Origin of the sequence: Nostoc favosum CHAB5714 (assembly GCF_020829495.1) — a bacterium.
In the GTDB taxonomy this organism is placed as follows: domain Bacteria; phylum Cyanobacteriota; class Cyanobacteriia; order Cyanobacteriales; family Nostocaceae; genus Nostoc; species Nostoc favosum.
Genome location: NZ_JAIVFQ010000083.1, coordinates 1 through 20,292, shown reverse-complemented (window position 1 = coordinate 20,292; position 20,292 = coordinate 1). Strand labels below are relative to the sequence as shown.

At 41.8% G+C, this 20,292-nt stretch carries 18 protein-coding genes; 7 read left to right on the top strand and 11 right to left on the bottom strand.

The annotated features are described in order from the left end of the window. Positions 1-5 precede the first annotated feature (5 nt). The 3 genes from LC586_RS31280 (at position 6) to LC586_RS31270 (ending at position 2,877) form a co-directional block, all read left to right on the top strand. Positions 6-1,259 (top strand): O-antigen ligase family protein, encoded by a 1,254-nt coding sequence (locus LC586_RS31280; protein WP_229489305.1) that lies wholly within the window; start codon positions 6-8, stop codon positions 1,257-1,259. A 16-nt stretch (positions 1,260-1,275) separates the two neighbouring features. Then, a complete protein-coding gene (locus LC586_RS31275) occupies positions 1,276-2,466 on the top strand; it encodes a glycosyltransferase family 4 protein (RefSeq protein WP_229489303.1) in 1,191 nt (396 codons plus the stop codon). 219 nt (positions 2,467-2,685) lie between these two features. After that, on the top strand, positions 2,686-2,877 hold the full coding sequence (locus tag LC586_RS31270; protein WP_229489301.1) for a hypothetical protein: 192 nt from the start codon (positions 2,686-2,688) through the stop codon (positions 2,875-2,877). 32 nt (positions 2,878-2,909) lie between these two features. On the opposite strand, the gene LC586_RS31265 is transcribed toward LC586_RS31270, so the two are convergent. After that, positions 2,910-5,510 carry a chloride channel protein gene (locus LC586_RS31265; protein ID WP_229489299.1) on the bottom strand — a complete coding sequence of 867 codons (2,601 nt, stop codon included), beginning with the start codon at positions 5,508-5,510 and terminating at the stop codon, positions 2,910-2,912. A gap of 34 nt (positions 5,511-5,544) precedes the next feature. Here LC586_RS31265 and LC586_RS31260 point away from each other — a divergent pair, with 34 nt between their 5' ends. Next, a complete protein-coding gene (locus LC586_RS31260; protein WP_229489297.1) occupies positions 5,545-6,111 on the top strand; it encodes a hypothetical protein in 567 nt (188 codons plus the stop codon). Here LC586_RS31260 and LC586_RS31255 read toward each other — a convergent pair. The 5 genes from LC586_RS31255 to LC586_RS31235 all read right to left on the bottom strand — a co-directional run bounded on the left by LC586_RS31255 (position 6,020) and on the right by LC586_RS31235 (position 9,979). Continuing rightward, positions 6,020-7,333, bottom strand: coding sequence for a TldD/PmbA family protein (locus tag LC586_RS31255; protein ID WP_229489295.1), 1,314 nt, complete (start codon positions 7,331-7,333; stop codon positions 6,020-6,022). The genes LC586_RS31260 and LC586_RS31255 overlap by 92 nt on opposite strands. A gap of 372 nt (positions 7,334-7,705) precedes the next feature. After that, entirely contained in the window at positions 7,706-8,566 is an 861-nt protein-coding gene (locus LC586_RS31250; RefSeq protein WP_229489293.1) for a Tab2/Atab2 family RNA-binding protein, read from the bottom strand. A 91-nt stretch (positions 8,567-8,657) separates the two neighbouring features. Next, positions 8,658-8,858, bottom strand: coding sequence for a hypothetical protein (locus LC586_RS31245; RefSeq protein WP_229489291.1), 201 nt, complete (start codon positions 8,856-8,858; stop codon positions 8,658-8,660). Beyond that, entirely contained in the window at positions 8,840-9,232 is a 393-nt protein-coding gene (locus LC586_RS31240) for a hypothetical protein (RefSeq protein WP_229489315.1), read from the bottom strand. Before LC586_RS31240 ends, LC586_RS31245 begins: the two co-directional genes overlap by 19 nt. A gap of 99 nt (positions 9,233-9,331) precedes the next feature. Then, entirely contained in the window at positions 9,332-9,979 is a 648-nt protein-coding gene (locus tag LC586_RS31235) for an HAD-IA family hydrolase (RefSeq protein ID WP_229489289.1), read from the bottom strand. Between the two features lie 86 nt (positions 9,980-10,065). Here LC586_RS31235 and LC586_RS31230 point away from each other — a divergent pair, with 86 nt between their 5' ends. Beyond that, on the top strand, positions 10,066-10,209 hold the full coding sequence (locus LC586_RS31230) for a hypothetical protein (RefSeq protein WP_229489288.1): 144 nt from the start codon (positions 10,066-10,068) through the stop codon (positions 10,207-10,209). A gap of 1 nt (position 10,210) precedes the next feature. Here LC586_RS31230 and LC586_RS31225 read toward each other — a convergent pair whose 3' ends face one another. Continuing rightward, positions 10,211-11,404 carry an NAD(P)/FAD-dependent oxidoreductase gene (locus LC586_RS31225; RefSeq protein WP_229489286.1) on the bottom strand — a complete coding sequence of 398 codons (1,194 nt, stop codon included), beginning with the start codon at positions 11,402-11,404 and terminating at the stop codon, positions 10,211-10,213. A 203-nt stretch (positions 11,405-11,607) separates the two neighbouring features. On the opposite strand from LC586_RS31225, the gene LC586_RS31220 reads away from it, so the two are divergent. Beyond that, the gene (locus tag LC586_RS31220; protein WP_100897035.1) at positions 11,608-12,231 is read left to right on the top strand and encodes a 4Fe-4S single cluster domain-containing protein; all 624 of its coding nucleotides are present in this window, start codon (positions 11,608-11,610) and stop codon (positions 12,229-12,231) included. A 158-nt stretch (positions 12,232-12,389) separates the two neighbouring features. On the opposite strand, the gene LC586_RS31215 is transcribed toward LC586_RS31220, so the two are convergent. Then, the gene (locus LC586_RS31215; protein ID WP_229489284.1) at positions 12,390-12,623 is read right to left on the bottom strand and encodes a hypothetical protein; all 234 of its coding nucleotides are present in this window, start codon (positions 12,621-12,623) and stop codon (positions 12,390-12,392) included. Between the two features lie 406 nt (positions 12,624-13,029). Between LC586_RS31215 and LC586_RS31210 the strand changes: the two genes are divergently transcribed. After that, a complete protein-coding gene (locus LC586_RS31210) occupies positions 13,030-14,046 on the top strand; it encodes a FecCD family ABC transporter permease (protein WP_229489282.1) in 1,017 nt (338 codons plus the stop codon). A 549-nt stretch (positions 14,047-14,595) separates the two neighbouring features. Here LC586_RS31210 and LC586_RS31205 read toward each other — a convergent pair. From LC586_RS31205 to LC586_RS31195, 3 genes are all read right to left on the bottom strand, one after another. After that, on the bottom strand, positions 14,596-19,305 hold the full coding sequence (locus LC586_RS31205; RefSeq protein ID WP_229489281.1) for a non-ribosomal peptide synthetase: 4,710 nt from the start codon (positions 19,303-19,305) through the stop codon (positions 14,596-14,598). Positions 19,306-19,536: 231 nt separating this feature from the next. Then, positions 19,537-19,776 carry a zinc ribbon domain-containing protein gene (locus LC586_RS31200; RefSeq protein WP_229489279.1) on the bottom strand — a complete coding sequence of 80 codons (240 nt, stop codon included), beginning with the start codon at positions 19,774-19,776 and terminating at the stop codon, positions 19,537-19,539. Continuing rightward, positions 19,777-20,121 carry a hypothetical protein gene (locus LC586_RS31195; RefSeq protein ID WP_229489277.1) on the bottom strand — a complete coding sequence of 115 codons (345 nt, stop codon included), beginning with the start codon at positions 20,119-20,121 and terminating at the stop codon, positions 19,777-19,779. Between the last annotated feature and the right edge of the window lie 171 nt (positions 20,122-20,292).

Below are 20,292 nucleotides of genomic sequence, written 5' to 3'. Positions count from 1 at the left end.
AGGTTATGATTAATATATTTTTCCTGCTCATACTATTTTCTTCGGTTTTAGGGCGGATTAAATTTCCTGGAATAAATATTGGTATTCATTATTTATTAATTCCTGCATTTAGCTTTGGCATAATTAGTTTGTCTTTAAAATCTATACCAGAAGTTGTTAAGAAGCATAAAATCATTTTGATATCTATAAGTTTAATGTATTTGTGGATGTGGCTTTCCTCATTAATGAGCCAATTTCCAACTATTGCTATTACTTATAGTATGAAATATTCAACTTACTTTATATTATTTTTCGTTTTTTTATTGTTAACTTTTAAGACTATAAAAACACCCTTTTTAACATTTTATTATCGTTGCATATTGTATTTACTACAGATAATTGCAGTTTTGGGATTTTTAGAAGTTTTACTTCCCAACCACTGGATTTTCAAATTATTAAAATTCCCCAGCTTTTATCCCGAAATTGGTTCAATTATGCAAAACCCTAATCAGTTTGGGGTAATAATAGCCATTGGATTATGTTTAAGCCTGATTTTAGAAAAGCAGAATAAAATTTCTAAAATTGAATTATATGTAAGCGAATTAATTTTTATAATTTCCTTAGCTTTGTCTGCTAGCGGAAACGGTTGGTTAATTTTCATAGTTGGCATGTTTCTTTTATTAATATATAAAATTATTAGTTTTAGGAAAATGATTTATCTAACTAGCTTTTTATTGTTATGTATTGTAACCGTACCAGTTTCTACACAGAGAATTGGTTTGGCAGATAGTAAAATATTTCCATTAATTAATGTATTTAATGTATTTTCAGAAAATTCAAATTTAGTAAATCCAAATAAAAAAACGCTTATTACTATAATAAAAACAGGCTTCTCAAGGTTTGAAATCTGGCAGGCAGCTATTAATGAAACTATTAAAAGACCCCTTACTGGTATAGGTATAGGAGTTTTTCCAGAACAGATAGGAGTGAAAGTTTGGGGACAGAAAGGTTATCACGCGCATAATATATTTTTAAATGTGTTAGCAGAACAAGGAATTCCTGGATTATTACTATTTACTAATTTTTTAGTAAAAATAACATTTCAAGTTAAATATTCTAATCCTCTAGTTACTGTTCCGATTATTCTCTTTTTAGCGTCTCAAATGCTAGATTTTTTTGCTGAAGACTATATTTTTACAACTATTGAGTTTTATTTTATAGCAGCAGCCATCAATTATCGAAGAGATTTTGTTATGCAATTCAAGCCTGAAATTATTTAAACCTTTCAAAATAGCTATGATTGATAAACATCATTTTTACTTAATATTTCCGAATATATTTGATTTTAAGGGAGGTATTCAAGTTTACTCAACATTTTTGCTGAAAGCTTTACAAGATGTATATCTTGAAGCTAATTATGATGTGTTTTTGAAGTATGACAAGCGTAATTTAAGACAGCAGCAAAATGTGCAATTTTTAAGTTCAACAAAGTTTCATTATTTTGGAGATTTACCAAGATTATTGCAAACCATTTTATTTGCTACCAAAATAATCATTTTGGCTATTTTCCAACGTCCTACTATAGTCATATCAACTCATGTTAACTATGCCACTGCTTGTTATATTCTAAAACTTCTCACTGGAATTCCTTACTGGGTAGTCGCTCATGGCTTAGAAGTTTGGGATATTAAAAATAATGCGACAAAATTAGCATTACAAAACGCAGATAAAATTATTAGTGTTAGTAATTACACTCGCCAGCGCTTGCTTCAATATAAAAATATTGACTCTGAGAAAATAGTCATTTTACCTAATACGTTTGATGCCAATAAGTTTAAAATAAATCCTAAACCTACTTACTTGCTAAAACGATATAAATTAACAGATAAACAGCCTGTAATTCTAACAGTAACGCGGATGGGGCGCATGGCAAAATACAAGGGTTATGATCAAATCCTTCACGCCTTACTTAAGGTGCGCCTGTATATCCCTGATGTTCACTTCATCCTTGCAGGGAAAGGGGATGATATACCTAGAATTAAAGCTTTAGTTAGCAACTTAAATCTAGAAGATTGTGTGACTATTGCAGGATTTGTACCAGATGAGGAATTGTGTGATTATTACAATCTCTGCGATGTTTTTGCTTTGCCTAGTAAAGGAGAAGGATTTGGTATTGTTTATCTAGAAGCTTTAGCTTGTGGTAAACCTGTCCTGGCGGGTAAACAAGATGGTTCCATAGAACCCTTGGCTGAAGGAAAACTTGGATGTTTAGTTGACCCCGATAACGTTGAAGAAATTGCCGATAATCTAATTCAAATTCTGCAAGGTGATTGCTCTAATCCCGTAATTTACCAACCAGAATACTTACAACAAAAAACTATTGAAGCTTTTGATTTTAGCCAGTTTCGTACAAGTTTAGCAAAATTAGTTGGTGGTCATGTCGCTTTGCTCCGAATTCAAAATTCAAAATTCAAAATTCAAAATTAACAAACCTCTTAACAATTCAAAATTCAAAATGACGCTCGCGGACTCGCTAACGCTGCGCTAACAAAATTCAAAATTCAAGACATTTTCCGATGGGGATTTAAACCCCAACTGAAACTGCGCTACGTGTAATGGTTGGGGTCTTAAACCCTTTAATTTCCGATAAATAAATTTAGTTATAATTTAAGAAAATGTTTTTTGTATACATTTAATTGGTAAAAAATGGAAGATTCAGTGTTTGTTATATTTCTTGGCTTTGGGTGTATTTGGATTTTAATGGGAGTTATAGGTTGGATTGCCTTTTTAAAATCTGAGGGTGAGGAAATTAAGTTTGGTAAGTGGGGGCTTATAGTTGCTATTCCAATTCTAATACCAATAATTGTTGCTCTGATTATTGGTGTACTTTATCATTAGTAAAATACATCATTATTTGTAATCCCTCAATATTACTTATTAATTGCACCCCTAACTAAAATCACTGTACTTTCTACACCAGAGGCGATCGCTTCTGGAATATTACCTTGAATTGCCTGCTGCAACAATCCCTCGCGCGATGCTCCCAAAACTACAACATCGTAACCTTCGGTTTGCACTAGGTTAATCACACCTTCAGCGACTGAATTAGCTTGGACTGGGAGAGCGACTACACTACTGGACAATTTTCGCCGCCGCATCAAATGGCGGATGGCTTGTTCTGAAACTGACATATCTGGCTTGAGTTCAGATGGCTTAAACACCTGTGTCAGGCGAATTTTTGGATCATTTCCCAATGTAATTAAAGCCGGTAGCAATTTAATCGCCAACGGGGAATTGGGGCCACCAGCCATTGGGACTAGCCAACGGTTGAAGGAATTCTGAGTAGTGCCTAATTTTACTAACACTACTTCGCAGGTGGCTTGGCGAATGACAGTATCTACAACGTTGCCAAAAATCCGACCAGGGGTAGATGTGTTACCTTTCCATCCCATTAAAATTAGGTCGATATGTTGTTCGTTGATTGTCTCCAAAATTGCCTGCGCTACATCGTGGGTAACTCGTATCTGCGTGTGCAAGGGAATTTTCCACTTTTTTGCTAAGACTTCCGCCTGTCGTAGCAAGCGGCGACTTTTTGCCGTGCTTACCTGCGTTTCCGATGGGGAACTGTGGCGGGGTATGAGCATCACTTGTACGCAATCTATTTCATAATGGCGATCGCGGGCAATAGCTGCTGCCATTTTTAATAAAATACCTGCTGTTTCGGGATTAGCTACTGGCACTAATAATCTACCACTGCCGGTGCTGGGCGATCGCGTTTGGTAAACTATGTATGAAGGTTCTGGTCGCAGTTTAAGAGTCCGGTTATCACAATTGAGATGATCTGCTTCCGCCCGAATAATATCTGCACGAGTAATAATTCCGATCAGTTTCCGTCCATCCACCACAGGTAAGCGACTGATTTGATAGCGATCGAGTAAATACAGCACATTGCTCAGGGTATGGATTGGTGTTACTGTCATCGGGACAGGGGTCATTATTTCTTTTAAGAAAATATCATTGGCTAGGTTGCGTTCGCGTATTTTCAGCAAATCTGATTGCGTCACAATCCCTACTAACTTGCTATCTTCTACCACAGGGAAACCGCGATGATGAGAACGAGCAAAGGACTGCATTGCTTCTTCCAAGCTCATCTCTGCATCTAGAGTTTCTACCCGTTCTTGCATCACATCTTTTGCAGTTAACTTGGTTAATGCTCCTTCCATAGGAGCTTCTTTGGTGAGAGTGATGCCTTTTAATTCCAAAAGTTTCTCATAAAGCGAACCAGGCACTACCTTATCCGCAACTAAATAAGCTGCTACAGAAACAATCATCAAAGGTAGCACCAGATTGAAATCTGTAGTCATCTCAAACACAATCACAATTGCTGTGATTGGCACTTTGGAAACAGCACTAAAAAATCCCCCCATACCCGCTAGCGCGTAAGTAGTAGGAGAACCGGCTCCGGTGATGTATAACTCAGATACACCGATGATATGTCCTAAACAAGAACCCAAAATCAGACTGGGAGCGAATAATCCTCCCGGCGCTCCTGAACCAAATGCTATGAGTGTGAGGATGAACTGGGCCCCAAAGGCGATCGCTGCTACGGTAGGTTGGGAACCTCCAGTAATTAAGGACTCCCGTAATCCCGTATTATCACGGAAGGATGCTGGGAGCATGGACACGACAACACCAGAGAGAAATCCAGCCAAAGCTATCCGCAACGGTAAGCTGATATGTAATTTTCTATAAAATTTAATACTAAATATTAAGCCGCGATTAAACAATGCACCCAATAAGCCTGCCAAAATACCCAAAAGCACGAAAAAGGGAATTTCTGGAATGGAGAATTGGCTAGAAGATTGCGTCAATTGCAGGTTAAGGTCAAGAGAGCCACCACCTAAAAGTCGGGATATCACCCCACCAATAAAAGAGGCGATAATCGCAGTTCCTAGAGTCAATCCTGATAAATCTTGGAGTAACTCTTCAACGATAAACAATACACCTGCGATCGGGGCATTGAAAGCAGCTGCCAAACCCGCACCCGCACCTGCTGCAATCATTTGCCGCCGATGATCTGGGGAAGTAGGAACCCAACGACTCATCCCTGCTGCCAAACCTGCCCCTACATGAACCGTAGGGCCTTGTCGTCCCAGAGTCATGCCGGAACCGATGGCAATGATGGCACTGAGTAACTTTATACATGCCACGCGCCAGGATAATTTCATCGGCACATTAGCTAGAGTTGCTTTGACTTGCGGAATACCGCTACCATAAGCCTCTGGTGCCAATCTATCCACCAACCATCCAGCCACAAACCCCAGGACAAGACCAATTGCGGGTAGCGCCAGCCATGCCGGTAAAAGGTGGGTAGTATGGACTCGCCATGTCCCCAACCATCCCGATCCTACTTTCAGAAACACCGCAGATAGGGCAGCAACCAGACCGATTACACAAGCTTCGGCGATCGCTAAACCTTTTCTAGGCTGCCACCAAGTGCGAAAGCGCTGATTCAGAACAGGAAGAGACATAATTTTTGGGGATTAGGGCATTGGGGATTGGGAATTGGGCATTGGGCATTGGGCATTGGGCATTGGGGGAATAGCGTATGAGGCTTTGAACTTCGTTAATGAGGCTTTGAACTTCGTGAATGAGTCTTTGATACTCGTGAATGAGTCTTTGATACTCGTGAATGAGTCTTTGATACTCGTGAATGAGTCTTTGATACTCGTGAATGAGGCTTTGATACTCGTGAATGAGTCTTTGATACTCGTGAATGAGTCTTTGATACTCGTGAATGAGTCTTTGATACTCGTGAATGAGTCTTTGATACTCGTGAATGAGTCTTTGAACTCCGTTAATGAGTCTTTGAACTCCGTTAATGAACCTCTGAACTCCACTCTTCTACCTCAATGCCCAATGCCCAATGCCCAATGCCCAATGCCCAATGCCCAATGCCCAATGCCCAATGCCCAATGCCCAATGCCCAATGCCCAATGCCCAATGCCCAATGCCCAATTCCCAATTCCCAATGCCCAATTCAATTACTTCTCCCCGTGGTGGATAGTCCTTCTACTATCAGAGATGGAGTATAACAAGAACCATTCCAATCAGCATCATTACCTAGTGTAACCAATTGTTTAAGGGCAGTGTAGACATTACCTGCAACCATCGTATCCTTAATGCGCCCAATTACGTGGCCATTTTGGACGCGGTAGCCTAAATCAACGTTGATTGAAAACTCTCCAGAAATACTGCCGCCACTACCCAGCATTTGATCCACAATTATGCCATCATCCAGTTCTTGAATTAAATCTGGTAGTGATGCTGAACCTGGCTGGATCAGAAAGTTAAATAAACCAGGGGTGAGATAGCTACCTAAACCAGGGCGAAAACCATTTCCAGTCGTGTCAGTACCCAGTTGGCGTCCGGTGGTGCGATCGCCATAAAAATGCTGTAAAGTTCCGTTTTGGATAAATACTAAAAATTGAGTAGGAGTGCCTTCATCATCAAAAGGGCAACTATAAGGGCCGGCTTCTGGATCTTGGTAGAGGGTGAGACTAGGTGCTATTACTGGGTTCCCCAAACGTTCTGCCCAAGGGGAAGCTACTTCTAAGACTCGCTTGCCATTCAAAGCTTCTTGCACAGTGCCCCAAAGCATATCAGCGGCTTTAGAAGTGAACAAAACCGGGACGCGGCCAGTAGGAGATGAGACATTTTCTCTGGCCCAAATTAACCGTTGTAAAATTTGGTTAGCTAATATTTCCGGGTGGAGTTCGCCCCGCTTGGTTTGGCCATCGGAAACACTTAAAAAATCATCGCCACGCACCCATTCTGCTGACATATAGCAGTTGAGGGTAGTATCAGTGTAGTAACAATCTAAACCTTTAGTGTTAACTATTCTGGTAGTTTCAGTATCACATTCCCAGTCACTATTGCAAACAACATCGGGATAGGCATCGCGGATAAGTGCGATCGCTTCTTTGCCCCAATCTACCAAAACCTCTATCGGCACACCTTCCCCTAAATCTGGGTAAGAGGGTTGAGAGTTAGAGCCTAATTCTACTGTTTCTGGTTGATTCAGTTGACTTAGAGCCAGAGCTTTTTCCACCATTACTTCGGCTAGGACAGAACCGTAAGCCACCGTGAGTCCCGGACGGCCGTTTCGCCAAAGCCGTAGTGCTGTGCCTTCAGATTGGTTGGTTTCTAGCTGTTTGAGTCGGTTTGCCTCAAAAAACACTGGACGAGAAAGCGATCGCGACTGATACACCTCAGCAGCTTCTGCTCCAGATTTTATAGCTAGTTCCAGCAGCTGTTCTGCTAGTGTATCTTGTGACAAATTTTCAGAACCCATGACCCTTAGTGAATTGTGGATTTTGAACCGCATATCAACGCTGTCTCTTGAAAGTGCGATCGTCGGCTTTTGACGATCAGACTTTCCGCTGATGAACGCAGATAACTATCCAAAAATCATCAGCATTTCCTTATAGTTACGATTTAAAACCGCAGATCAACACTGATGGACGCAGTTAATTATCCCAAATCATTGCCATGTCTCAACGGATCTAGTCATTAGTCATTAGTCATTAGTCATTAGTCATTAGTCATTGGTCATTGGTCATTAGTCATTAGTTTTATTCTCCCCCTGCTCCCCTGCCCCCTGCCCCCTGCCCAATGCCCCATGCCCAATGCCCAATGCCCAATGCCCAATGCCCAATGCCCATTTTCAAAGATTAACCTCTTGCAACAGCCAAAAACCAGCAAAAGATTGTGCTTTGGGATCAGACTGTACACCGATAAAATGCACTCCATTAGCTTTTTGCTTGGCTTCTTCAAAACCTTTGGCTTCTGCTAAAAGTTGAGGTTTTTTGATATTTGCCACAATCCAGCTTTCGGTTACACCAGTTTCTAAAAGCAATCTCCCCTCTTCACTGGTATCAAATCTTAAGAAAGCCAAGTCCAAACCAGACATCCAGCCTGCCAAGGGCAACGCTCTCGGTGAGAAAATTAAAATCCCAGGAATACGCGTTTCGGGTGAAACTTTCGCCAACTCTAGGGGGAAAGCTTCACCAAAGCCAATTTCCCACTCCGGCATTTCTGCCAAATCCGCAGCATCTAAGGTAACAAATACCCACTGCTGTCCTTCCAAAGCATCGGGTAAACGTTGCGGCAAAGGTTTCTCCAAGCGGACTGAAGGATTAGCTCCCCCTTGATAGCCTGCCTCTTGAGGATACACTTCTTCCATGCGCTGTTCTAACCAATGGTTGAGAACCAAAGTACGGCGGCTAGGCTGCGCGGGAATACCCAAGTCTTGGCAAGCTTTAGTAATCATGTTGTTCATTTGACGGCGGAAAAAGCGGATTTTAATTGGTGCTTTTCCAGCTTGGTTAATAGCTTCCTGCAATGCTGTCCGCAACCAGCCCGAATTTACCTGGGTACTGGGACAATATTGAGCATAGCGAAACAAAGAATCTACTTTTGTACTGATATCCAAGGGGCTTTCGCAGACTAAGACTTCCCAAATTTTTTTCTGATTATCGTCCAAAATCGGACGAGAGTAAAAATCGATTTCCCAAATACTGCCCATGTTTTGCGGTAAAAATCTGGCTGTTATGTTTTCCTGATATGTTGATCATACGAGTGTTGGGGCAGGATCGAGATCAGGCAATTAAGTTAGTTCAAGGAATAGCGCTACACTGTTCTGGAGAACATACACTTGCGAGATTGACCGAAATACCAGGCTCATCAACCCGCAAGAAGTAAGCATCTGCTTTTACTCGCCCTGTATCCTCATTGATCCATTGTTTACGCAGTATCGCTCGATAAACAACTGCATCAACAGGCAATGGCTCAAACTGACTCATGCAAGGTTGAGCCACTCCAACGACTGCACTAACACAGATGGTGTCACATCTGGCTCAATTGCATAATCATCTCCCAACTCATGGTAAAGCGTAGCCTGTTGTGTGGCTGTAGCTGGGCAAATCAAGCGGACTTCGCACTCAGGTGACTGTTTGCTCCATGTTAGTCGAATACCGCCTTGCTCATCTGTCGAAGCCGATGCTTTGGGAAAACGATCGCCCATTATTTCGTAAGCATCTACGACTAATCGCATCGCCAATTTAAAGGCGGATTGACTGGGCTGTAAAATTCCATACTCGTCTGTTTCATCTTCTTCTAAAAGAGCGACGAGCCGCTTCAATGTCACCGTAATATCACTACTAGAGGGTTTCGCTGACTGAGCAACGGTCATATCAGACAATGTTATTCGGGATATCGAAACTAGCCTAACATGAGCCGGAAATGAAAAGCGAACCGCAATTTAGAGGCGATCGCTAGATAATCTATCCTCTCATTTCCCACGGTTGATCCAAACGCCTCTGAGTCCAGCTGCTTTAGCTGCATGATAGTCTTCAACAATGCTATCGCCAATATGCCATGCTGCCTCTGGGGAACATTTATGTTTGTCTAAGGCAATAGCAAAAATTTGAGGATCGGGTTTTGCTGCACGTACCTGGGTAGAAATGGTGACGGAGGAAAAAAACTCTCTCAATCCCAAACTTTGCAATACTGAGTAAATCCGCGAATCAAAATTGGACAGCACCCCCAAGGTAACTCCCAAGCGCCGCCAGTTGATTAAAGCTGGTAAAACATCGGGATAGACAAACCACGGTTCGGCAGTGCCAAAATGGATGTAAAGTTCGCTAAAAAAAGCCGAAAAGTCAGAAAATTCCTTGAGAACACCTGCACTTTCAAAAGTGTTCAGGGCAATTATCCGCCACCAATCAAACTCGCGCTGGGGAATATCTTGCAGTTCTGCATCTGGAAATATCGGTGGCGGCGCTGCTTTAAAGCTTTTGATGAAGGCTGTATTCAATGTTTCGGCTGAAACTGTAACGTCAAATTCCTGGGCTATCTGACTATAAACTTTGCCCACACCACCTTTGACATCGAAGAGTGTACCCACAGCATCTAAAAAAATAACTTTTGGTTGTTCCATCAAAGTTTGAAAATTTTAAATCTTGAATGTTAGATTTTGACTTGTTAAAAGCTTTATTACTTGACTAACTCAAAATTGAATAGGGAATGGGGCATCAATGCCCAATGCCCAATGCCCAATGCCCAATGCCCAATGCCCAATGCCCAATGCCCAATGCCCAATGCCCAATGCCCAATGCCCAATGCCCAATGCCCAATGCCCAATGCCCAATGCCCAATGCCCAACCTTAAGTTACCGAGAAAGTGTTTCTATGATCGGACGGACTAGCCAATTAAAACCAACTTTGAGTTGATGGTCTAAAGTTGGCAACCTATATAAATAGGCAATCCGCCGGGCGACGGATGCCAAGGGGCCATCTAGTTTAATTCCCAAACCAGTGAGAGTGGCGTTGTCTATTCCTAGTGCCATCATTTCTCCTAACTGTTGGTAGCGGAAGGGAAGGAGGGGGCGATTCGTCAGACTTGCCCAGATATTCCAAGCAGTATAATCAGCTTGTTGGAAAGCTGCTTGTGCAGTAGCGGGGACTTGCTGTCCTTCAATATCATGAGAGTCTGCTAAATCTCCCAAAGCAAAGATTTCTGGATGATCGAGGACTTGCAGATTGGATGTAGTACTGATTTGACCACGCTGGTTTTGCTTGAGGGGAAGAGATTTCACTACGGGCGCAACCCTAGTTCCCACAGTCCAAATTACCAAATCTACCGGAATCGTGTCTAACTGGTTTTTGTACTCTAGGGAAATGGAATTTTGCTCTATTGATTCCACTTTGGTTTCTAAATCAAGAAACACGCCACGGGCTTCTATTGCTTTCTTTGCTGCTTCCCGGTTAAACTCTGGGGAAGTTCGCAAAATTTGGTCAGCAATTTCAATGATCCGAAAGCGTCCTCTTTCACCTAGTCTGTCGGCTAACTTACAGGCTAACTCTACACCACTGTAGCCAGCCCCAATAATCGCTACCCGAATTTTATCAGCATCCGATTCTTCTAAAAATCGCAGGCGTTCTTCCAAACGATAAACATCAGAGATTGTGCGGAATGGGTAGGCGTAGGATGCCGCACCAGGCACTAAATCTAGCGGTGTTTCACCTCCTAATGCCAGTACTAAGCGATCGTAAGGGATTTCCAGCCCTTCTTGTATATTTACCAGTTTCTGGTCGATGTCAATTCCAGACACAACCCCTTGATAAAAACGCACCCCTGTGCCTTGTAAAAGTTCTTCAAACGGTGGGGCAATTTCCCAGGTTTGCAGTTCGCCAGTGAGTAATTCGTAAAGTAAGGGAGAGAATAGGAAGCGATCGCTTTGATCTACCAGAACAATTTCGGGTTTTTGCGTAGATTCCCAAGGTAACTGGCTTAAACGCAAGGCTGTGTAGAGACCACCAAAGCCTCCGCCAAGGATACAAATTCTAGAAGTTTGTTCAGTCATCTATTTTATTTATGGGACGGTCAATGCTAGCTGGGCAACTAACTTCAGTCTAGTAAGTTAAAGCGGACTTTTCAAAATCCCATCAAGTTTATCATTAGTCATTTGTCATTAGTCATTAGTCATTTGTCATTAGTTACAGTTATATAACTGGAGATTCGCTATAGTTAAGGGTTAACAGGCAACGGCTAAAAGGAGTTAAAGAGATGGAAATTAAGCCAACTGACCCATCGCTAGCACTCATGGAAATTCCCCCTGGCTATCTCAACATTATGGGTTACGTTGATCAGTCAGAAGTTAATGGCCCTGGTTGTCGTGCAGTCATCTGGGTACAAGGTTGTCTGCGTGAGTGTCCTGGCTGCTTTAATACTAACTCCTGGTCTTTTGAAGCTAACCAATTGATTGCTGTTGATACCCTTGCCGAGAATATTCTCAGCAATCCCCACAACACGGGTGTAACGTTCTCTGGTGGAGAACCCTTTTGGCAAGCAACTGCACTAGCGTCTTTAGCTCGTAAAGTAAAAGCTGCTGGATTAAATGTAATGTCTTTTACTGGGTTCACTCTCAAGCAACTACAGTCTCAATCAGCGCCGCCAGGTTCCCAAGCATTGTTAGAACAACTTGATATTTTGATTGACGGGCCTTTTGTCCAATCTCTGGCAATTAATTCTCCCAACTCTCCAGTCTCTTCTAGCAATCAACGGGTTCGGGTGTTAAACCCGGCTTTCCAAGACCAGATTACTTGGGCTAGCGATCAGATAGAAATCCACATTCTCAAGGATGGTGGCCGCATTGTCACTGGCTACCAAGGTGGGCTGGAACTAACGTAGGGGCGCAGGCGCAGAGCATACGTGTCAACAAAAGCCTAGAAATGGCTTAACTGTTGGCTTCCTAACCCGCCTTGAACTAAAGTTCTTTGGCTTTTAGCTAAAGTCTACTGAAGTAGACTAAGGATTTTTGGGTATATTTAGTCATCTCTCAGATGACTTTAGCTATTAGCAAGGAACTTCAGTTCCTTGTGGGACATGACTTTTAGCTTAAGTTGACACCAATGGGGCACAGAGGCAGAGGAGGGAGTTAAAACTTGAAAGTTCACCTTCTGAGGCTCAACTTCCACCTTCTGAGGCTCAACTTCCACCTTTTGAAGCTCAACTTCCACCTTTTGAAGCTCAACTTCCACCTTTTGAAGCTCAACTTCCACCTTCAGAAGCTCAACGTTCACCTTCTGAAGCTCAACGCCCAAGTTTTAACTCCCCCTTTCTCCCAATACAGTTCGGTTAGCTTGTTTATCGAGCAAAGATCCCCCCAACCCCCCGATCAATTGGGGGGCTAATTTTATTCTTTACCCCCTTTTTAAGGGGGTCGCCACAGGCGGGGGGATCTTATATCATGTCCGCTTGATTGCTTATTAAACCCGAAGAACCCCACCCCGCCAAAGCGTAGCTTTGTCTCCCCTCCCCGCAAGCGGGGAGGGGCTGGGGGTGGGGTGTAATGGCTATGGTTAGCATAACTATTTATGCGGACATGATATTATCCGAACCTATTGCCCTCTCTCCTGCCCAATGCCCAATGCCCAATGCATCTATGTTTGAGACAGATTATATTTAAAAAAAATACATATCTAAAATTTGACTAAACCATTTCAGACAATTTTTACTGAACACCGGGTACTTTGGGCTGTTTTACTACTTAGTGCAGCGCTGGTGGTAACGCTAGCGCTGTCGCTTTCTCAAGGAGCAGTACCTTTAAGTATGTCGGAATTTTGGCAAGCCATTCTCCGCGAAGGTGATCCGGTTAAACAGACAATTCTCTGGGATTTGCGTCTCCCACGCATTATCGCTGCTCTCATCGTCGGCGCAGCCTTGGGAATGTCAGGAGCATTACTGCAAGGAATGTTACGCAATAGTCTTGCTGATCCATTTATTTTGGGCATTTCAGCAGGTGCAGGATTAATTGTGATTCTGATGATTGTGTGGCAAATATTCCCGATCGCAATTCCTCTAGCAGCGTGGATGGGAGCTATTTTAACTTCTGCGATCGTTATTTTGCTCGGTCGTGCGGGGTCGGGAATTTCAGTTGAGCGGTTGATTTTAGGCGGAGTGGCGGTGAGTTCTTTATTAGGTGCTGTACAAAGTACATTGCTGCTTTTAGCTGAAGATGGTCAAATTCAAATTGCGCTGAGTTGGCTGGTTGGTAGTCTTAATGGACGGGGTTGGCAAGAAATTGCGACAGCTGGCCCTTACATCATCGTTGCATTGCTAGGGGGATGCTTGCTGGCGCGATCGGTAAATGTGCTGGCTTTGGGGGATGATTTGGCTGTGGGTTTGGGGGTTTCGTTGACGCGATCGCGCCTGTTAATTGGTGGTGTCGCCACTTTATTAGCCGCAGGTGCAGTCAGCATCAGTGGTTTGATTGGATTTGTTGGTCTTGTTGTCCCTCACGGTGTCCGCCTCATCGTTGGTACAGATCATCGCTTTGTTTTACCACTTTCCGCCCTCGCAGGTGCATGGTTACTTACTTTTGCAGATTTACTCTCTAGACTAGGAGCAGTAGAACTACCAGTAGGTTCCGTCACTGCGTTGCTGGGTTCACCACTATTTATCTGGTTACTTTATCGTCGTTCTGTTGGGGTTAATAAATTTTGAGATGATAAACTTGGGTTAAAGCAAAAATTATTTTCTGCCTGAAGTTGATACTAAGCTGATATGCGTCTAAATTATATAAACATTCTTTATAATCGTTGACGGTTGACGGTTGACGGTTATCGGTCATCAGTCAACGGTCAACAGTCATCAGGTAAATGTACTAGTTTTATGCGTAATATCATGTCCGCTTGATTACTTATTAAACCCGAAGAACCCCACCCCGCCAAAGCTATGCTTTGTCTCCCCTCCTGCTTGCGGGGAGGGGTTGGGGGTGGGGTGTAATGACTGTGGTTAGCGTAACTATTTATGCGGACATGATATAATATCAAGTTCGGCAAATCACTTACGATATGTCATTGCGAATGCAACGAAGTGAAATGAAGCAATCGCAAAGGTTTGGGATTGCCACGCTCCGCTCGCAATGACATAAGTATTAAGTCGGACATGATATAACAGCTTATTAAGGAATATTCACTCATCTTTTATTTCCCGACAACTCTAATATTATTAGTAGGATAGGCTTTGGTATCTTACTTTCTCTACAAGTCCCTAACGCCTCTTGGTATCTTCGTTTAAGGAAGATAACTTAATCCGCCGATTTTCACGCGAAAGTGGTACTAAAACTGGGGCTTGACTTTGAGGATTGCTTTCTTTAAAGCTTTCCACTATCTTAGAAATTTGTGCAATTGTTGGTGCTTCAAATACGCTACGCAAAGGTAACTCCACACGCAAGGTATCGCGCACTCTAGAGACAAGCTGAGTTGCTAGTAATGAATGACCGCCTAATTCAAAGAAATTGTTATAAATTCCTACGCGCTTAAGTCCCAAAACCTCAGCAAAAATTTTCATCAACACTTGTTCCACAGGAGTCCGAGGTGCGATGTAATTTTCAGACAATTGGGGCTGAATTGCATCATAGAATCCTCTTAAAGCGCGGCGATTGACTTTACCATTAGCTGTCAGAGGTAAAGACTTTAATAATACAAAAGCTGATGGCATCATGTACTCAGGCAATTTTTGTGCTATGTAAGTCTGCAATTGCGGCACTAATTTACGCGCAGCTTTGGCTTGTAAAGGATTATTGGCGTAAGATTGCCAGGGACGATGAGCCGTACTATGCGGAAAAATAGCTCTCTTAGCTATTTTATCTTGCCGGACAAAAACCACATCATAGAGTTCTTGAATATTTGAATGTGACCAGGTAATATCAACTTTGTAAGGTACATCCAGTGTATAAAAATCTTCTGACTCTACTCCGAAATCTTCGAGTTCTTGCAAAGCTTTACGCATTTGACCTACAGTTTTAAAACCTTTTATATCTGATAGCCATTCTGCTGTTTTAACTGCTGCCATCACCCGCGCGTTAGGTACATTATTAATACATAATATTTCTGGTTTAGTTTCAATTAATAACTGATGCACTGCTGACACTGTTAAATTCTCTTCAGACCAATTCAGCACTGAATAATTTTCAGTATTATTAATAGTTACATCATCAATATGAAGAATCACATTGTACCGAAATTGAGTTAATTCATTGCGATCGCGTCCCCGCAGCAGTTGAATTTGTACATTGCTAATCTGGGGAAAGCATTGCTTTATTGCACTAAAAAAAGCTGGGTCAATCACCAACTCTGTTTCTTGGAAAATTTGCATTTGAACCCGTTGCTGTAACTCAGAACGGGTAAGGGAAGATTCAGCTTGATAGAGTTGCACTGATGCATGGAAAGCTTGCAAAAGTGGCAAACTACGCACATCTCCTATGAAGATAAAGCCACCTGGAGCAGTTGCCCTCACAGCACCTTCTAATACACGAATCAGATAATCAATAGTAGGAAAATATTGTACAACTGAGTTCACAATTACTGCATCAAAAGCTGCTGTTTCTACTTTCTCGAAGTCAGTAGCCATTTGTTGATACAGCGTTACCTGCGGCATTTCTTGCTTTTGCAACTGCTGCTGAATGTAATTAAGTGAAACTGGAGAAAAGTCTGTTCCACAATATTTAGCGCAGTGAGGCGCAATTCTGAACAGAATTAAACCTGTTCCACAACCAATTTCTAACACTCGCTTGGGTTGAAAAGCCAAAATTTGCGCTACTTGGTTATTTACCCACTCATGCATTTGCTCTATTGGAATAGGCTGATTTGTATAACTACTGTTCCAACCGACAAAATTCGATGTTACATCTGAATCAACAGCAGGTTGATTATAAGTTTCGTCATAGAGCATCTGCCATTGCAAAACTTGCTCATTCTGCAATTGCATTAATTCAACATTCTCTTGCTCACTGCTGTATTCAGCTTTCGCTACCACATAAGCTACTAGGCGCTTTTCCTTTTCATGTTCACGACTTATTACTACAGTTTGCTGTACTGCTGGATGCTGACTCAGCACTGCTTCAATTTCGCCCAACTCAATGCGGTAGCCACGGATTTTTACCTGCTCGTCAACGCGGGCTAAAAACTCAATGTTGCCATCTACTCGATAGCGGACTAAATCACCTGTTTTATAAAGTCGTGCTTTTAACTTATTAGTAAAACTATGATAAATGAAGCATTCAGCAGTTAAATCAGGACGGTTTAAATAACCTCGTGCCAATCCATCACCACTTATATATAATTCTCCTGAAACACCAATGGCTACTGGTTGTAAATGTTTATCTAATATGTAAACTTGGGTGTTGGCGATCGCACTACCAATTGCAGGTGCTAAATTATCTTTATTCTTAACAGAAATATGACCAGAAGTTGTAACAACTGTGTTCTCAGTTGGCCCATAATTATTATATACTTGGAAGAAGTGCGAAGCTAAAGGATATTGATTTAGTTTATCTCCACCTGTAAGCAATATTCGTAAAGCGGCATCTTCCGGAAAATCTAATAATAAAAACTTCTCTGCTATAGGTGTTGGTAAAAAGGAAATTGTGATTTTTTGCGATATTAACCAATCTCGGAGATATTCAGGCGATCGCCTAATTTCATCATCTACAATATAGATAGTGGCTCCAGCACTAAGGTAAGGCCAAATTTCCCAACCACAAGCATCAAAAGCAACCCCGGCTATCTGCGTTACTCGGTCAATGGGTGAAACTGCAAAGGCTTTTTGATGCCAAAAAACTAAATTTAACAATCCTCTATGTTCAATTTGTACGCCTTTAGGATTTCCTGTTGAGCCAGAGGTATAAATAACATAAGCAAGGTTGTCTGCTGCAACTTCACTAAGGAGATTATCTTCAATTTCTTGAGCAATAATTTCGCAATCTTTATCTAAACATATTATATTGGAATTATAGTTTTCCAAACGTTCAACCCATCGCTCGTGAGTTAAAAAAACTGAAACTTGAGCATCTTTGAGCATAAAATCCAAACGTTCAGATGGATAGCTTGGATCTAGAGGCACATAAGCTCCACCTGCTTTCATAATGCCCAACATCCCGATTACCATATCAAAAGATCGTTCTACACAAAGCCCTACTAAAACTTCGGTTTTAACTCCTAATTTTTTTAGATAATGTGCAAGCTGGTTACTACGGATATTTAACTCTTTGTAGCTGAGTTTATCATCGCCAAATACTAGTGCAGTTTCATCAGGATTCTGTTCGGCAACGCTCTCAAATAACTTATGAATACACTTATCTTGAGGATAATCTAACTGAGTATTATTCCATTTAACCAATAAATTATGTAACTCAGATTCACTTAATAGCGGTAATTGTGCAATTCTTTGTTCTGGATTTGCAACTATACCTTCCAGTAATGTTTGGAAATGTCCTAACATTCTGGTGATAGTAGCCTCATCAAATAAATCAGTACTGTAAATTACAAACCCACTAATTCCTTCTGAACTATCTACCCATAAACCATTTTGAGTATTTGACTCCCACAGGTGGAACTCCAAATCAAAGCGTGTTGTTTCTGTATCAAATGGTAGCGGGCTTAAAGTTAAACCAGTTAACTCTAATGCTGACATAGGCGCATTTTGCAGCGCGAACACCACTTGAAATAGCGGATTTTGATTCAAATTACGCTCTGGATGCAGTTCCTCTACGAGTTTTTCAAAAGGTAAATCTTGATGAGCATAAGCCCCTAAAGCTACCTCTTTGACTCGACTTAATAATTCTCGAAAAGTTGGGTTTCCAGTTAAGTCGGTACGCAGTACTAAACTATTGACAAAAAAACCAATTAATCCCTCTATCTCACTACGGTTACGATTGGCAATGGGTGAACCAATAGCAATATCTTCTTGTTGTGTGTAGCGGGAAAGTAAAACTTTAAATGCTGTTAGGAGGGTTATAAATAAAGTTACCCCTTGTTGCTGTCCGAGAGCTAAAAGTGCTTCGCTCAAACTTTTTGATAATTGCAGAGGTTGCCTTGCACCCTGGTAAGTTTGAACAGCTAGTCTTGGTCTGTCGGTTGGCAGATTTAATATAGAAATGTCGTCTAATTGCTTCTGCCAGTAATCGAGTTGCTTTTCTAATACTTCCCCCTGCAACCATTGACGTTGCCAGTATGCAAAGTCTGCATATTGGATTGTAAGTTTCGGCAGAGGAGAAGGCTGATTGCTAGTAAAGGCTGTGTAGAGTGCTGCTATCTCTTGAATCAGCACTCCAATAGACCAACCATCGGAGACAATGTGGTGCATATTCAGCAGCAGGATGTATTGTGTCTCATCCAACCACAGCAGTTTTACTTGCAGCAACGAATCAGTTGATAAATTGAAAGGACGTTGAGCTTCTTGGTTAGTGAATTGTCGTGCTTGTATTTCTCGTTCGGCTTGTGGCAGTTGCCGTAAATCTATTATTGGTAAAGGTATTGTTAGCGTCGGATTAATTACCTGAACTGGTTGCCCTGACTGGATGACAAAAGTGGTGCGTAAAGCTTCATGTCGTCGGACAATTTCGTTAAAAGTTTGCTCTAGCGCGGCTTTATTTAGCGAACCTGTTAAATGTAGTGCTACTGGAATATTATAGAAAGGATTATTAGGGATTAATTGGTCAAGAAACCACAGCCGTTGTTGAGCAAAGGAGAGGGGAAGATTTTCAGACCGCGAAATAGGTACAAGAGGTCTAAAGCTGTGGTTATGAGTACGATTAGTTGCTTTTAAAAATTCAATAATTTCTGCTTTACGCTCTTGAATTTCTGCACGCAGTTCTACTGTAAGAGTTCCTTCAGGCGCGTTACAACGAAACTTTTCACCATCAATAAAAATTTGAATATCTAAGCTGCGAAGATAAGATAATAGCTCAACTGTATTCAAAATTACACCCCTTCGGAACAGTTGTTATTTAATAAAAAGCTGGAGACAGAAGGAATATTGCTTGTTAATAGTTATTTTTGCCACTCTATACTTTTTATCAACTAACCCAGCATTTTTATCACACTTACAAGATTGTATAAATCATTCTTGAGAGTGAAAGTTGGATGATTCTAACTATGGTATGAAGCTAAAAGCAGTTAACAAAGTATCGCAAGGTTTAGGCTCGTAAGCTTACCCCGACCTAAAGGTACGGGGCTTTAGCCTCAGAGAAAGAATCATCGGGAAGAGGGACAATTGCCCCTCTAATTGACAACTCATCCCCGGACTTTCAGGAAGGCTTACAGACTTCCCCAAAGCAGCAATATTATTAGCCGCGTTAACATCAGCGTCATGTTCAAACCCACAATGCCCACACTTAAAAACTTTCCCGTTGCGATACGATTTGCCCTTGATTGGGTGAATATCCCACATTTAGCATCCATCAAAAAATATTGCTCTAGGGTTGACATTTCCGTGTTTCGCGCAGTCTGTAGCAACTTCCGTCTTCCCTGTAAGAACTTCCGCCAAGACGTTTCCGTGTTTCGCGCAGTCTGTAGCAACTTCCGTCTTCCCTGTAAGAACTTCCGCCAAGACGTTTCCGTGTTTCGCGCAGTCTGTAGCAACTTCCGTCTTAAGAGCAAGAACTTCCGCCAAGACGTTTCCGTGTTTCGCGCAGTCTGTAGCAACTTCCGTCTTAAGAGCAAGAACTTCCGCCAAGACGTTTCTGTGTTTCGCGCAGTCTGTAGCAACTTCTGCCTTAAGAGTAAGAACTTCCACTTTTTTTGTAGCAACTTCTGCTTTGACCCCAGTTTTGCACTTTATTTAACGTGTCGCGGAAGTCCCCACCTTCAATGTACTCATAAGGTGGGGATAGGGAGCGGGGGATGAGGATTGCATCTGGAATTGATTTTTTGCATAAGCAAAAACAAATTTCGGATGTATGACGAA